This is a genomic window from Acrocarpospora corrugata, from assembly GCF_009687845.1.
Classification (GTDB): domain Bacteria; phylum Actinomycetota; class Actinomycetes; order Streptosporangiales; family Streptosporangiaceae; genus Acrocarpospora; species Acrocarpospora corrugata.
Genome location: NZ_BLAD01000037.1, coordinates 214,119 through 227,395 on the forward strand (window position 1 = coordinate 214,119; position 13,277 = coordinate 227,395).

A 13,277-nucleotide genomic window follows, 5' to 3' on the forward strand; every position below is an offset into this window, starting at 1 on the left:
CGAGCTTAACCCAACCCCCCGCCGCGGCCCGGCCGTCTCAAGGCCGCTGTAAGGAGGCTTTACCGCGCCGTGAGGCCGCTCTTGATCAGGAAGGTAAACAGCCCGGGCCGTAAGTCATTAGATTTCCAACTCAGCTTCCTTTCGGCCTCCAAACAGGCATAAACCGGATTCTGGGTGGTACTCACCAGATGAGGTGTGAGATGGTCCAGAATCCTGTTTCGCGCGGTCCCGTCACCCGGCTCGTCCGCTGGCTGGGGCTCGACCGCAACCCGCTGCGCCGCCGCAGCGACCGGGTGGAGGCGGCGATCCGGCTGCTGTCCGTGATCGGCCTGCTGGTCTCGGTCGTGTTCGGCGTGCTCTTCGGCGTACGGACCTATCAGGACGGTCTCCGCGTCGAAGCCGACCAGCAGCGGACCAGGCACCCCGTCGACGCCACCCTGCTGGAGACGGTGGGGCCGAAACTCTCGGTGACCTCACCCGCGGCGGGACCGGCCATGGCCACCTGGAAGTCGCTCAACGGCGTTCCGCACCAGGGCCTCATCCACGCGCCCGCACTGTGGAAGAAGGGCCAGACCGTGCACGTCTGGATCGACGACCGCGGCGAGATCGTCCCCCGCCCGAGGGACCGGGAGACCACCCTGATCTCCGGGATGACCGTCGGCGTCGGCACCCCGATCCTCACCGGCGTGCTGGCCGGCCTGATCCTGCTGACCACCAGGCTCGTGGTGGCCCGCCGGGCCCGCCGGGTCTGGGCCGCCGAATGGACGATCATCGAACCCACCTGGCGCATCAACGACTAACGGTCCAGGATCTCGTTCTTGCCGATCACCACGATGCCGCCGCGGGTGACGGCGAAACGTTTGCGGTCCTCCTCCAGGTCGAAGCCGATCCGCGCGCCGTCGGGGATGACCACGTTCTTGTCGATGATGGCGCGGCGGATGATCGCGCCCCGGCCGACCTTGACGCAGCCCATCAGGACCGAGTCCTCCACCTGCGCGTGCGAGTGCAGGATCACGCCGGGGGACAGGATCGAGCGCAACGCCGTGCCGCCGGAGACGATCACCCCGGCCGAGACCAGGGAGTCGATGGCGTGGCCGATCCGGTCGCCGTCGTTGTGCACGAACTTGGCGGGCGGCAGCGGGTCGTGGCCGGTGTAGATCGGCCAGCGGTCGTTGTAGAGGTTGAAGACCGGGTGCGGGGAGATCAGGTCCATGTGGGCGTCGTAGTAGGCGTCCAGGGTGCCCACGTCGCGCCAGTAGCCGCGGTCCCGCTCGGTCGAGCCGGGGACCACGTTGTCGGCGAAGTCGTACACCTCCGCGCCGCCGGCCTTGACCATCATCGGGATGATGTTGCCGCCCAGGTCGTGCTTGCTGGACGGGTCCATGGCGTCCTCGCGGAGCGCCTCGATCATCGACTGGGTCTTGAAGACGTAGTTGCCCATCGACGCGTACACCTGGTCGGGCGCGTCCGCCAGGCCGACCGCGTCGGTGGGCTTCTCGCGGAAGGCGACCACGCGGCGGCCGGACGGGTCGGTGTCGATCACGCCGAACTGGTCGGCCATCGACAGCGGCTGCCGGATCGCGGCCACGGTCACGTCCGCGCCCGAGTCGATGTGCTGCTCCACCATCTGCCGGGGGTCCATCCGGTAGATGTGGTCGGCGCCGAACACGATCACGTGGTCCGGCAGCTCGTCGTAGATCAGGTTCAGGTTCTGGAACAGCGCGTCGGCCGACCCGGCGAACCAGCGCGGGCCGAGCCGCTGCTGCGCGGGCACCGGCGTCACGTAGTTGCCCAGCATGGCCGACAGCCGCCAGGTCCGCGAGACGTGCCGGTCCAGGCTGTGGCTCTTGTACTGGGTCAGTACGACGATCTTCAGATAATGGCCGTTGGCCAGGTTGGACAGGACGAAGTCGATCAGGCGGTAGATTCCGCCGAACGGCACGGCCGGCTTGGCCCGGTCGGCGGTGAGCGGCATCAGACGCTTGCCTTCACCACCGGCGAGCACGACTGCGAGGACCCTCATGGCCATGACCTTAACCCGTCAAAAGGGTCGCAAACACTAGGCTGACCCGTATGCGTGTCGATCTGCTCAGCCGCGAGTACCCGCCCGAGGTTTACGGGGGCGCCGGAGTCCACGTCGAGTATCTGGCGCGCGAGCTGCGCCGCCTGGTGGAGGTGCGGGTCAGGTGCTTCGGCGCCCCCCGCGAGGACGCCGACGCCTACCGGATCCCGGCCGGGCTCGAATCGGCCAATCCGGCCCTGCAGACGCTCGGCGTGGACCTGGAGATGGCGGCCGGCTGCGCGGGCGCCGACCTGGTGCACAGCCACACCTGGTATGCCAACTTCGCCGGTCATGTCGCCAAGATGCTGTACGGCCTGCCGCACGTCGTCACCACCCACAGCCTGGAGCCCCTCCGCCCGTGGAAGGCCGAGCAGCTCGGCGGCGGCTACACCCTCTCCTCCTGGGCCGAACGCACCGCCCTGGCGTCGGCGGACGCGATCATCGCGGTCTCGGCGGGCATGCGCGCCGACGTCCTCACCGCATACCCCGAAATATCGCCCGACAAGGTGACCGTGATCCACAATGGCATCGACACCGGCGAGTACGCTCCCGCCCCCGGAGCCGCCGCCCTCACCCGGCACGGCATCGACCCGGACCGCCCGTACGTCGTCTTCGTCGGCCGCATCACCCGCCAGAAGGGCCTCGCCCACCTGCTCCGCGCCGCCGCCGCCTTCGACCCGGCCGCCCAGCTCGTGCTCTGCGCGGGCGCGCCCGACACCCCGGAGATCGCTGCCGAGGTGACCGCGCTGGTCGAGGAGCTGTCGGCCGCCCGCAAGGGCGTCATCTGGATCTCCGAGATGCTGCCGCGCCCCGAGGTCATCGAGATCCTCACGCACGCCACCGTCTTCGTCTGCCCGTCGGTGTACGAGCCGATGGGCATCGTCAACCTGGAGGCGATGGCCTGCGAGACCGCCGTGGTGGCCACCGCCACCGGCGGCATCCCCGAGGTCGTCGCCGACCAGGAGTCCGGCCTGCTGGTCCCGATCGAGCAGGGGCCCGACGGCGAGCCGCTGGACCGGGAGGCGTTCGCGGTCGCCATCGCGTCCCGGGTCAACGCGCTGCTGTCCGATCCCGGCCTGGCCGCCGACATGGGCCGGGCGGGCCGCCGCCGCGCGGTCGGGCACTTCTCCTGGGCGCGCATCGCCGAACGCACCCGGGAGCTCTACGCGTCGCTCTGAAGCCAGGGGTCGATCATGGTGACGCCGGGGGTGGAGCCGCCCGTCAGGGCGGCGACCGCCTCGTCCAGCGAGATGGTCCTGGTGATCAGCGCCTCCGGGTGGAGGCGGTCCGCCGCGATCAGGTCCAGCATGGGCGGGTAGGCGTGCGCGGGCATGCCGTGGCTGCCCAGGACGTCCAGCTCGTAGCCGATGACGCGGCCCATCGGCAGGTCGGCGCCCTGGGGGAGCAGGCCGATCTGCACGTGCCTGCCGCGTCTGCGCAGGCTGCTGATGGACTGGGCGCAGGTGCCGGGGTCGCCCAGCGCGTCCAGGGACACGTGCGCGCCGCCGGAGGTCAGCTCGGCGATCCGGCCGGGGAGGTCGCCGGAACCGGCGAGTAGGCCCTCGGCCGCGCCGAAGCTCCTGGCCAGGGCGAGGGCCTCCGGCGCGGTGTCGATCGCGATCACCCGGGCTCCCGCCGCCGCCGCGATCATGACCGCGGACAGGCCGACGCCGCCGCAGCCGTACACGGCGACCCATTCGCCGGGCCGTACCGCCGCGCGCTCGACGATCGCGCGGAACGCGGTCGCGAACCGGCAGCCGAGCCCGGCCGCCGTGGCGAACGCCATGCCCTCGGGCAGCCGGATCAGGTTCACGTCGGCGTGGTCGATCGCGACGTAACCGGCGAACGATCCCCAATGGGTGAAACCCGGCTGGGTCTGGTTCGCGCAGACCTGGTGGTCGCCCCGCGCGCAGTCCGCGCAGGTCCCGCACGCGCAGACGAACGGCGCCATCACCCGGTCGCCGGCCGTCCAGCCCCGGACCCCGGCGCCGACCTCGGTGACGACCCCGGCGAACTCATGCCCCGGCACATGCGGAAATTTCTGGATGTCGGCGTCGTGGCCCTGCCATCCGTGCCAGTCGCTCCGGCAGAGACCGGTCGCCTCCACCCGGATCACGGCGCCCCCGGGCGGCGCACCGGGCTCGGGCACCTCACGGACCTCGGGAAGCTGCTGGAAACCGTCATAGACCACTGCGCGCATCAGCCCAGCGTAATGTGCGTGGTCACGGCATCCGGGCCGAGATCTCCCTGGTGAGGTCGATCAGCACGCGGACGAGTTCCGGGCGTTCGGCCATGGCGTCCTGGAGCCGGACCCGCCACGTGCCGGACTCGGCGTTCAGCGCGTCCTCGGTCAGCATGTGCAGGCGGGTCTCGGCGAGCTTCAGCTGGTACATGACGCCCAGGTAGGTGCCGACCATGTCGCTGAGCCACCAGTACACGTCGGCGGTGGACGCGGCCACGATGACCCGCGCGGTGTCCCACGCCACTCGTTGAGGATGAATGACGTCCATGGCCGGATGGTACGCCGTAAATGGTCTGTTTCCGAGAGAAAGATGGCGCATATCGGCAACGTGCTGGATTCTGGTGTGAATCGCGTGAAAGGAACGTGCCATGCGCGTAATCGCCGGGCTGATCTCAGCCGTGATCCTCTTATTACCCGCCGCCCCCGCGCTCGCCGCGCCGGCCCCCGTCGCCTCCCAGACGGGCGAGGCCCCGCTGTACAAGGCCCGCAAGAACTGGGACCGCTACTCGCCCGGCAAGCGGGCGTACGCCAAGGGCACCCTGCTCGCCGGCAGCCTGACCACCGACACCATCCCGCCGCTGGCCACCGTCAAGGTCACCGGCAAGGCCTACGACCTGACCAAGGGCAGCAGCTGCGGGTACGCGGTCTTCCGGATCACGTACATGAAGGCCGACGGCTCGCTCCCGTTCAAGCACCGGACCATCCGCGACTGCACCTACAAGTCGGCCAAGGCGTTCACCTTCACCGACAAGCGCGTCTACCTGGTCGAACTCAAGGTGTGCAGCGAGGCCAAGCACACCAAGCCGTCGCTCAACTGCCTCTACGAGCAGGCCTGGAAGGTCCTGTACTCCACCCAGTAATCCCGTCGAAACGTACATAGGAAAAGATCTACCTAGTTTGTAGGTCTTTTCACCCGGGGGATTTGATGGGCGAGCTCGAACACCGGTATCGGGGCGAACACCCCATCCGTACCCTCGCCTATCTCTACCGGGACCACCGGCGGCGGCTGCTGGTCGCGGTGCTCGCTTTCGTCGTGAAGCACAGCCCCACCTGGCTGCTCCCGCTGGTCACCGCCAACATCGTCAACGTGCTGGTGGAGCACCGCCCGGTCGGCGAACTCTGGGTCAACTCCGGGGTGCTCTGCCTGCTGCTGATCCTCAACTACCCCTTCCACCTGTGCTACGTGCGCGCCCTCAGCGGCGCCATCCGGCGGGTCGGCACCGGGCTGCGCTCGGCGCTCTGCCGCCGGATGCAGGAACTGTCCATCGGCTACCACTCCCGGGTCAGCGCGGCCGTGCTGCAGACCAAGGTGATCCGGGACGTGGAGGGCGTCGAGCAGATGACCCAGCAGGCCAGCGACATGGGCCTGGCCGCGGTCGTCACCCTGGCCGGCGGGCTCACCGTGATCGCCGTCAGGGTGCCCGCCGCCCTGCCGGTGTTCCTGCTGGTGGTGCCCGCCGCGGCCGTCCTGGTCATGAAGATGCGCGACCGGCTGCGCTCCAGCAACGAGAGCTTCCGCCTGGAGGTGGAGCGGCTCTCCTCGCGGGTGACCGAGATGACGCACCTCATCCCGATCACCCGCGCGCACGGCCTGGAGAAGGACGCGCTGCACCGGGTCGACGGCACCCTGACCAAGGTGCTCCGCACCGGCCTCAAGGTGGACCTGGTCAACGGCAGGTTCGGCTCGCTGGCCTGGATCCTGCTGAACGTGCTCGGCGTGGCCTGCCTGGCCGGGGCCGCGCTGGTGTCCTACTACGGGGTGTTCGCGCTCACGCCCGGCGACGTGGTCATGCTCAGCACCTTCTTCACCACGCTGACCGCGTCGGTGACCACCCTGATGAGCCTGTCCCCGATCATCGCCAAGGGCCTGGAGTCGGTCCGGTCCATCGGCGAGGTCCTGCAGGCCCCCGACCTGGAGCAGAACGCCGGCAAGGCCGGGGTGGCGGCGGTGTCGGGGCGGCTGGACTTCCAGGACGTCACCTTCGCGTACGAGACCGGGCGGGTCGCCGTGGACGGCCTCAACCTGAGCGTCGTGCCCGGCGAGACCGTCGCCCTGGTCGGCGCGTCGGGCGCGGGCAAGTCGACCGTGCTCAACCTGGTGATCGGCTTCCTGCGGCCGACCGGCGGCCGGATCCTGCTGGACGGCCGCGACATGGAATCGCTGGACCTGCGCAGCTACCGCAGGTTCGTCTCGGTGGTGCCGCAGGAGTCGATCCTGTTCGAGGGCAGCATCCGGGAGAACGTCGGCTACGGCATGCCCGAGGTGCCCGACGAGGTGGTCCGGCGCGCGCTGCGGGACGCCAACGCGATGGAGTTCGTGGAGCGGCTGCCGGACGGGCTCGACACCGTGGTGGGGGAGCGCGGCGCGCGGCTGTCCGGGGGGCAGCGGCAGCGGCTGGCCATCGCCCGCGCGCTGATCCGGGATCCGCGGGTGCTGATCCTGGACGAGGCCACCTCGGCGCTGGACACCCGGTCGGAGGCGCTGGTGCAGCAGGCGCTGGGGCGGCTGGTGGCGGGCCGTACCGTGCTGGTCGTGGCGCACCGGATGTCGACCATCCGGAACGCCGACCGGATCGTGGTGCTGGACGGCGGGCGGATCGCCGAGGTCGGCTCGCACGAGGAGCTGCTGGGCTCCGGCGGGGTCTACTCGGGGCTGCAGAGCGCGTGAATCAAGCGCCGGTCAAGCGAGGTGCAGGCGGCCGGGTGCATAACTGAGGCGCCGCAGAAGAACCCCTCAGGAGCACCGCCATGAACCGCACCCTGCTCGGCCTGGCCGCCGTCGCGATCGCCGGATTCGGCGTCACCGTCCCCGCCACGGCCGCCGCCGCGACCGCCGACTACGGCCCTGACACCTGCCGTCAGGGGTATGTGTGGCGGGCCGCCCGCCCCGCCGACCGGGTCTGCGTCACCCCCGGCAACCGGGACCAGACCGCGCTCGACAACAGCGTGAAGCGCACCCGCTGGACCTCCGGCGCGTACGGCGACCACACCTGCCTGACCGGCTACGTCTGGCGCGGCGCCTTCGACGGCGACGACGTCTGCGTGCACCCGAAGGTGCGCGGTCAGGCCGCCGCGGACAACGCCGCCAGTCCCGGCCGCAAGGTCGCCGCCAAGGTGTGGATCTCCAAATACACGACCAGCTCCACCGGTACCACGGACGACATCCCCAAGCTGAAGATCAACGGCAGTCACTTCAACTACGGCCAGATCAAGCTGTACGTCCGGTACAACGGCAGCAACCGGATCGCCTACCAGGTCCTGATCAACGGCACGAATCACCCCGGCTTCGACGGGGGCAGCTTCGGCCGCAAGACCGGCCTGTTCGACTGCTCGGGACCGGGCAAGCCCGCCAACGCGTACGCGCAGGCGCACGACCTCGTCTCCGGCCGGTGGTCGGCCCGGGTGCCGATCCGGATCGGCTGCGCCGTGCTCTGAGCCGATCCGGTCGTGTTTCGCTAGCGAACCGGCTGGACCTCCGGCACGGCCGGCTCAGCCGTCAGGATCGCCTTCTGGCAGTCCAGGATGGCCCCGGTCAGCAGCTCCCTGAGCAGCCGGTCCGGGTCGGTCACGCACGCCTGGGCGATCCCGCGGACCGCCAGCTGAACCGTGTTCGGCGCCGCGTACCGGCGGAAACCCCGGCGGGAGACGTGCACGCCGCCGCGGAATCCCCGGGCCCAGCGAGCCGCCTCCGGAACCAGATCCAGCGCCCGGCGGCTGGCCGGTTCCAGACCCGGCGGCCGGTTCTCCAGCTCGCCGAGCACGTGCTCGGCGGCCAGGACCGACACGGCGAGCGCCAGCTGCCGCTCCGCGGCCACCACGGGTAGCGCGGTGGTGGCGCAGCGCAGCGCGATGGCCACCTCGATGCGCGGATCGTCCCCGGTGAGCCCGATCACCGACGGGATGAGCGGCGTCAGCAGCTGCCGGTTCTCATCGGTGGTGTGGTCGTTGACCAGCCGGGCCAGACCGGCGAGCAACGGATGGGTGCAGCCTGGGTGGTCGCTCCACTTCTCCCCGGCCAGGTAGGACGCGAACTCCATGAAGCACGCGCCCTTGCGTGGATTGCGGTGCTTTCCTCGGGACAGCAGCGGAACCGCCGCCGGTGGTTGGCCTGATGTGAGTCGTTCGGTGCGATTTCCCATGTGAAGTCCCATGCGATTTCGTCCGTGTTGTCACTTTCCAGTGTGCGCCTGGATCACGCGGAGCGGAAGGGGCCCTCCAGCGCCGCCCACTGCAGCAGCATGATCGTCTTGGCGTCCGCGATCTCGCCACTCCTGATCATGGCGAGCGCCCGGTCGAAGGGCAGCTCCACGACCTCGATGTCCTCGCCCTCCTCGGCCACTCCGGCCCGGACCGCCCGGCGCGAGTCCGCCTGGTACGGCGCCGCGTAGAAATGCACGCACTCCGTCACCGAGCCCGGACTCATGAAGACATCGAATACATGCTCGATCGAGCCGATGGTGAAACCTGTCTCCTCCTCCACCTCGCGGCGGACGGCGGTTTCGGCGTCATCGGTGTCGAGCAGGCCGCCCGGCGTCTCCAGCAGCATGCCGTCCGGGTGGCCGTTCACATACACCGGGTAGCGGAACTGCCGGGTCAGCAGGACCGTGCGCCGGTCTGGGTCGAACAGCAGCATGGTCGCGCCGTTGCCCCGGTCGTAGGACTCCCGGTGCTCGACCGACCAGTGGCCGTCGGCGTGCCGGTAGTCGAAGGTGGTCTTGAGCAGCACATACCAGCTGCAGGAGAGCAGCTCCACGGCGCGGACCCGCACCCGCGGGTTTCCGGCCAGATCGCGGCCGGCCTGGTCGAGGCCGGTCCGGCCGCGACCGTCCGGAACGTCGATCCCCGGAATCCCGGTGATCTGGGTGGTCATCAGCCGCCGCTCTTGCGGCGGAACGACCGCTTGCCACCCACCACACTGTGCGTGCCGTGGATCTTCGAGGAACCCTTGCCGCCGCCCTGCGCGTTCCGGTCGGCCTGCGACTGGCGCTTGCGCTCCAGCGCCTCCCGGAACTTGCGCTTCAGCTCGTCCTCCCCTTCTTCCCCTTCGGCCACGGCGATATCGGCCGGGTCCTGCTCGGGATCGGGGGTGGGCTCTGTCGTGCTCTCAGACATCGGAACCTCCTGATCACCCACCCTACCGTGCCGGTTCAACCGAGATTTTCAGGTGACAGGTTCCCGCCACTGCGGGATCAGGTGCAGCGGCAGCACCGGCTCCCTGGCCGGGCGGGTGTCGGCGTCGGTGACCGGGGGGACCACCCGGGGGCTGAAGATCTCCTCGACGTACAGCAGGGGGGTGTCGCCGAGCATGATGACGTAGCTGCGGCTCGCGCTGGTCCGGCTGTCGGAGGCCCAGCCGTTGAACCAGCGGGTGCCGGTCCGCAGCAGGATCCGGTGGTGGCCGGGCACGTGCTCGTCCAGCAGGCGCCCGAGGGGGACGTCGCCGCCGTCGAAGATGCGCTCGATGACCGGGTGGCGGTCCGGCATCATCACGACCCGGTTGACCGAGACGGTGGTGCCGCTGGCCCGGACCAGCTCGGAGTAGCGGACGATGACGATCTGCTCGGCGGTGACGCGCAGGTGCGCGCGGACCTCGGCGGCGAGCGCCAGACCGGCCTGGATGTGTTCCTGGCGGCCGATCCTGACCCGCAGCGGCTCGCCCAGGAGGGCGGACAGGATGCGGGTGGTCGAACCGTCGTGGCCAAGGATCATTCGCGTCAGCGCTTCCGGCGCGATGTTCATATCGGTTGTCCCTTCAGGAGGTGTGAGCGCGGTGGCGCGAAGGCGGTTTAGGCGGCGCCTGCTCGTTTACGGCGTGCTGCGAGAGCACGGTGTCGGCCGCCTCGGCCACCCGCCCGGCCGCCTCGTAGAGCGCGATGAGCGAGGTGACGGGGACCTGAGGCCGGCTCGGCTGGCTGGGAGGTGAGGGAGGGGGTTCGGGGGCGGTCCTGCGGGGTGGCGGATCGCGGCGGACGAGCACCGGGACCACCCGTTCGGCGGGCTGCGGCGCCGGCGGCGCCGGCTGTTCGGCGGGCTGCGGCTTCTTGACCCTGGCGGGGGCGAGGAACAGCCCGAGCACGCCCGCCAGGGCCGCCATCAGCAGGCAGGTCAGCACGCTGGAGCTGTAGCCGGGCATCGGGCCCGACACGATCGGGTGGTCCATCAGCACGGCGGCGCAGGCCACGCCCAGGGCGGCCCCGACCTGCCGGGCCGATTGGCTGGCGCCGACCGCGGCCGCGTACCGCTCGGGGCCGCCGGACAGCGCGGCCGCCGCCGAGATGGCGGTGCTCAGCGCGCCCAGGCCGAGGCCGAAGACCGCGCTGGCGGGCAGCCACACCTCCAGCAGCCGGGGCGGCCCGTCCTGCATGCCCTGGGTGATCAGCCAGACGCAGGCCGTGGTGACCAGCAGCGCGCCGGTGTAGATCACCGGCCGGGGGCCGTGCTTCTTGGTCAGCTGCCCGGAGATCAGGCCGGAGACCAGCACGCCCAGCGAGATCGGGGCCAGCCCCGCCCCCAGCAGGGCGGGGTCGTCCGGCCACATGTCCCGCAGGTACATCGGCGCCATCACCAGCATCGGGAAGGCGATCAGGCCGTACAGCACCGAGAGCAGCCCGGCCAGGGCGAACATCGGCGTCCGCCACAGGCCCAGCTCCAGCGCCGGGACCGGGTGGTTCGAGGACCGCCGCACGGCCACCAGCAGCAGCACCAGACCGGTGCCAAGCGCGGCCGCCAGCTGGGTGCTCCAGCCCCAGGTGGGGCTCTGCACGATGGCCCAGACGATCATCGACAGCGAGCCGAACAGCAGCGCCGTGCCGAACGGGTCGGGGAGCCGGCCGGCCAGCCGCTTGGTGTGCGGCAGGGCCAGCGCGGCGCACAGCAGCAGCGCTCCCACGATCGCGCTCGGCATGAAGTAGGCGCGCCAGCCCAGGTCCTGGCCGAGCCAGCCGCCGGCCGCGTGCATCAGCGCGCCGCTCAGCCCCGGCGCGGCGCTCCACGCGCCGATCGCGGCGGCCCGGCGCTCGTCGGGGAAGCCGGCCAGCATCAGCGCCAGCGACGACGGCACCATCGCCGCCGTGCCCACGCCCTGAATCGCCCGCGCCGCCAGCAGCAGCGGGAAGGAGTTCACCGTGATCGCCACCGCGGCGCCCGCGGTGAACGCGCCGAGCCCGAGCACCAGCAGCCGCCGGTGCCCGACCAGGTCGGCGATCCGCCCCGCGGTCGGCAGCAGCGCCGCGTACGGCACCGCGAACGCGGTGATCACCCACTGCAGGTCGGTGCGTTCCAGGCCGATCGCGATGGTGGTGTTGGTCATGACCGGGACGGCGAACGTCGCCCCGATCGAGTCGGCCATGGACAGCGCCATCACGCCCATGCACACCAGGAGGGTCAGCGCGGTCCGGCCGCGCTGTGCGGGGAGAGCGGTCATGGGGTTCTCCTGTCCGAGCCGCGGACGCCGGGGAGTGGCGTCCGCGTGTCGAGTCTCAAGCGCCGACAGGCACCCGGGGTGCGTGCCCGGCCAGCGTCAACGGGGAGATCGCGGGGATTCTGTTCATCAGCGGGGCGAAGGAGGTCAGCGTCCCGGCCAGCTCGCGGAGATCGTCGCGGACCAGCGCCTGCGCGCCGTCGCAGAGCGCGCGCTCCGGCCGCGGGTGCACGTCCACGATGATCCCGTCCGCGCCGACCGCGATGGCCGCCCGGGACAGCGGCAGCACCAGGTCGCGGTGGCCGCCGGAGTGCGAGGGATCCACCAGCACCGGCAGGTGGGACAGCCGCTGCGCGACCGGCACCGCCGAGATGTCCAGGGTGTTCCTGGTGGCCGTCTCGAACGTCCTGATGCCGCGCTCGCACAGCACCACCCGCAGGTTGCCCTGCTGGGCGATGTACTCGGCCGACAGCAGCCAGTCCTCGATCGTGGCGCTCATGCCCCGCTTGAGCAGCACCGGGCGGCCCGACCTGCCGACCGCGCGCAGCAGCGTGAAGTTCTGCGCGTTGCGGGCGCCGACCTGCAGCATGTCGGCGTAGGAGGCGACCAGTTCGACGTCCCTGGCGTCCACCACCTCGGTGACCACCGGCATCCCGGTCTCCGCGCCGACCTCGGCCAGGATCTTCAGCCCGGCCTCGCCGAGCCCCTGGAACGCGTACGGCGAGGTGCGCGGCTTGAACGCGCCGCCGCGCAGCAGCACCGCGCCGGCCTCCCTGGCCATCTGGGCGGCCTCCAGGGTCTGCTGCGGCGACTCCACCGCGCACGGCCCGGCGATCAGCGTCAGCGTGCCAGGGCCGATCGGCACCGGGCCGACCCAGACGGTGGACCGCTCCGCGTGCCCCTCCCGGCTCACCAGCTTGTACGGCGCGGACACCCGCCGCACCTCGTCCACCCCGCGCAGCTCCAGCGAGCCGACCTGGTCGACCGCCCCGGCGAGCGCGATGACGACCCGGCTGACACCCTGGCTGACAAAGGCTTCGCAACCGCGCGCGGTCACGGTGTCGACGACGGAGGCGATGTCCTCGGCAGTGGCCCCAGGCCGCATCGAGATGATCATCGCTGCGCCCGCCGCGCCGGGCCCGGCCACAGGACGCCGCCCTGGTTCTCGATGGCCGCCTCCAGGGCGGACATCAGCTGCATGGTCTGCTGCCTGAGCTCGCGGACCGCCGCCACCATGTCGGGGGATAGCGAACCGCGGGACCGGTTCTCCAGGCCGGCCGCCGCGGTTCGCAGCTTCAGGTGCATCTCGTAGGCGATGTCGGCCTCCGCCACCGGCGCGGCCAGCATCTGCTGCATCGGCTGGCGGGGCTGCGGGATGGAGTGGCCGACCGCGGGGAGCACGTCGGTGTCGGCCTCCTCGGCGGGCAGCCACCCTTGCCATGGCTGCACCCCCACCGGCATCGGGCGGGCGTGCCGGCCCTGGACCGGGCGCTGGCCGGTGACCGCCTCGGGGGGGTCGTCCGCGTAGGGGTCGGGGGCCGGGGGAGTGGGGT

At 71.0% G+C, this 13,277-nt stretch carries 15 protein-coding genes; 5 read left to right on the forward strand and 10 right to left on the reverse strand.

Annotation, left to right across the window (positions count from 1 at the left end; all coding sequences use genetic code 11):
* Positions 1 to 200: 200 nt before the first annotated feature.
* Positions 201 to 800, forward strand: a complete 600-nt coding sequence (locus Acor_RS04210; RefSeq protein WP_155335170.1) for an Rv1733c family protein — start codon at positions 201 to 203, stop codon at positions 798 to 800.
* Here Acor_RS04210 and glgC read toward each other — a convergent pair.
* Positions 797 to 2,023 carry a glucose-1-phosphate adenylyltransferase gene (gene glgC, locus Acor_RS04215; protein ID WP_218034119.1) on the reverse strand — a complete coding sequence of 409 codons (1,227 nt, stop codon included), beginning with the start codon at positions 2,021 to 2,023 and terminating at the stop codon, positions 797 to 799. The genes Acor_RS04210 and glgC overlap by 4 nt on opposite strands.
* A 50-nt stretch (positions 2,024 to 2,073) precedes the next feature.
* Here glgC and glgA point away from each other — a divergent pair, with 50 nt between their 5' ends.
* The gene (glgA, locus tag Acor_RS04220; protein WP_174876103.1) at positions 2,074 to 3,240 is read left to right on the forward strand and encodes a glycogen synthase; all 1,167 of its coding nucleotides are present in this window, start codon (positions 2,074 to 2,076) and stop codon (positions 3,238 to 3,240) included.
* Here glgA and Acor_RS04225 read toward each other — a convergent pair.
* Complete coding sequence (locus Acor_RS04225; protein WP_155335173.1) at positions 3,225 to 4,262, reverse strand: zinc-dependent alcohol dehydrogenase family protein; 1,038 nt, start codon at positions 4,260 to 4,262, stop codon at positions 3,225 to 3,227. The two genes, glgA and Acor_RS04225, sit on opposite strands and share 16 nt — an antisense overlap.
* 22 nt (positions 4,263 to 4,284) lie before the next feature.
* A complete protein-coding gene (locus Acor_RS04230) occupies positions 4,285 to 4,572 on the reverse strand; it encodes a hypothetical protein (RefSeq protein WP_155335174.1) in 288 nt (95 codons plus the stop codon).
* A 100-nt stretch (positions 4,573 to 4,672) separates the two neighbouring features.
* Here Acor_RS04230 and Acor_RS04235 point away from each other — a divergent pair, with 100 nt between their 5' ends.
* The 3 genes from Acor_RS04235 (at position 4,673) to Acor_RS42745 (ending at position 7,739) form a co-directional block, all read left to right on the forward strand.
* Positions 4,673 to 5,164, forward strand: a complete 492-nt coding sequence (locus Acor_RS04235) for a hypothetical protein (protein ID WP_155335175.1) — start codon at positions 4,673 to 4,675, stop codon at positions 5,162 to 5,164.
* 65 nt (positions 5,165 to 5,229) lie between these two features.
* The gene (locus Acor_RS04240; protein WP_155335176.1) at positions 5,230 to 6,972 is read left to right on the forward strand and encodes an ABC transporter ATP-binding protein; all 1,743 of its coding nucleotides are present in this window, start codon (positions 5,230 to 5,232) and stop codon (positions 6,970 to 6,972) included.
* 80 nt (positions 6,973 to 7,052) lie between these two features.
* Positions 7,053 to 7,739: a hypothetical protein gene (locus Acor_RS42745; RefSeq protein WP_174876104.1), complete on the forward strand. Its 687-nt coding sequence runs from the start codon at positions 7,053 to 7,055 to the stop codon at positions 7,737 to 7,739.
* Positions 7,740 to 7,759: 20 nt separating this feature from the next.
* On the opposite strand, the gene Acor_RS04250 is transcribed toward Acor_RS42745, so the two are convergent.
* From Acor_RS04250 to Acor_RS04280, 7 genes are all read right to left on the reverse strand, one after another.
* Positions 7,760 to 8,443 carry a hypothetical protein gene (locus tag Acor_RS04250; protein ID WP_246238415.1) on the reverse strand — a complete coding sequence of 228 codons (684 nt, stop codon included), beginning with the start codon at positions 8,441 to 8,443 and terminating at the stop codon, positions 7,760 to 7,762.
* 53 nt (positions 8,444 to 8,496) lie between these two features.
* Entirely contained in the window at positions 8,497 to 9,174 is a 678-nt protein-coding gene (locus Acor_RS04255) for an NUDIX domain-containing protein (protein ID WP_155335177.1), read from the reverse strand.
* Complete coding sequence (locus tag Acor_RS04260) at positions 9,174 to 9,416, reverse strand: DUF5302 domain-containing protein (RefSeq protein WP_155335178.1); 243 nt, start codon at positions 9,414 to 9,416, stop codon at positions 9,174 to 9,176. The genes Acor_RS04255 and Acor_RS04260 overlap by 1 nt, the downstream gene beginning before the upstream one ends.
* A 48-nt stretch (positions 9,417 to 9,464) precedes the next feature.
* On the reverse strand, positions 9,465 to 10,043 hold the full coding sequence (locus Acor_RS04265) for a chorismate--pyruvate lyase family protein (RefSeq protein WP_155335179.1): 579 nt from the start codon (positions 10,041 to 10,043) through the stop codon (positions 9,465 to 9,467).
* A 13-nt stretch (positions 10,044 to 10,056) separates the two neighbouring features.
* Complete coding sequence (locus Acor_RS04270; RefSeq protein ID WP_155335180.1) at positions 10,057 to 11,727, reverse strand: MFS transporter; 1,671 nt, start codon at positions 11,725 to 11,727, stop codon at positions 10,057 to 10,059.
* Positions 11,728 to 11,782: 55 nt separating this feature from the next.
* Positions 11,783 to 12,841: a 3-deoxy-7-phosphoheptulonate synthase gene (aroF, locus tag Acor_RS04275; protein WP_155335181.1), complete on the reverse strand. Its 1,059-nt coding sequence runs from the start codon at positions 12,839 to 12,841 to the stop codon at positions 11,783 to 11,785.
* A partial coding sequence (locus Acor_RS04280; protein WP_170316782.1) for a hypothetical protein occupies positions 12,838 to 13,277 on the reverse strand: 440 nt, incomplete at its 5' end. The genes Acor_RS04280 and aroF, both read right to left, overlap by 4 nt.

Coding starts and splice junctions, on each gene's coding strand:
- glgA (WP_174876103.1), top strand. CDS start 2,074: ATGCGTGTCGATCTGCTCAGCCGCGAGTACCCGCCCGAGGTTTACGGG.
- Acor_RS04265 (WP_155335179.1), bottom strand. CDS start 10,043: ATGAACATCGCGCCGGAAGCGCTGACGCGAATGATCCTTGGCCACGAC.
- Acor_RS42745 (WP_174876104.1), top strand. CDS start 7,053: ATGAACCGCACCCTGCTCGGCCTGGCCGCCGTCGCGATCGCCGGATTC.
- Acor_RS04240 (WP_155335176.1), top strand. CDS start 5,230: ATGGGCGAGCTCGAACACCGGTATCGGGGCGAACACCCCATCCGTACC.
- Acor_RS04210 (WP_155335170.1), top strand. CDS start 201: ATGGTCCAGAATCCTGTTTCGCGCGGTCCCGTCACCCGGCTCGTCCGC.
- Acor_RS04255 (WP_155335177.1), bottom strand. CDS start 9,174: ATGACCACCCAGATCACCGGGATTCCGGGGATCGACGTTCCGGACGGT.
- Acor_RS04230 (WP_155335174.1), bottom strand. CDS start 4,572: ATGGACGTCATTCATCCTCAACGAGTGGCGTGGGACACCGCGCGGGTC.
- Acor_RS04260 (WP_155335178.1), bottom strand. CDS start 9,416: ATGTCTGAGAGCACGACAGAGCCCACCCCCGATCCCGAGCAGGACCCG.
- Acor_RS04270 (WP_155335180.1), bottom strand. CDS start 11,727: ATGACCGCTCTCCCCGCACAGCGCGGCCGGACCGCGCTGACCCTCCTG.
- Acor_RS04235 (WP_155335175.1), top strand. CDS start 4,673: ATGCGCGTAATCGCCGGGCTGATCTCAGCCGTGATCCTCTTATTACCC.
- Acor_RS04250 (WP_246238415.1), bottom strand. CDS start 8,443: ATGGGAAATCGCACCGAACGACTCACATCAGGCCAACCACCGGCGGCG.
- aroF (WP_155335181.1), bottom strand. CDS start 12,841: ATGATCATCTCGATGCGGCCTGGGGCCACTGCCGAGGACATCGCCTCC.
- Acor_RS04225 (WP_155335173.1), bottom strand. CDS start 4,262: ATGCGCGCAGTGGTCTATGACGGTTTCCAGCAGCTTCCCGAGGTCCGT.
- glgC (WP_218034119.1), bottom strand. CDS start 2,023: ATGAGGGTCCTCGCAGTCGTGCTCGCCGGTGGTGAAGGCAAGCGTCTG.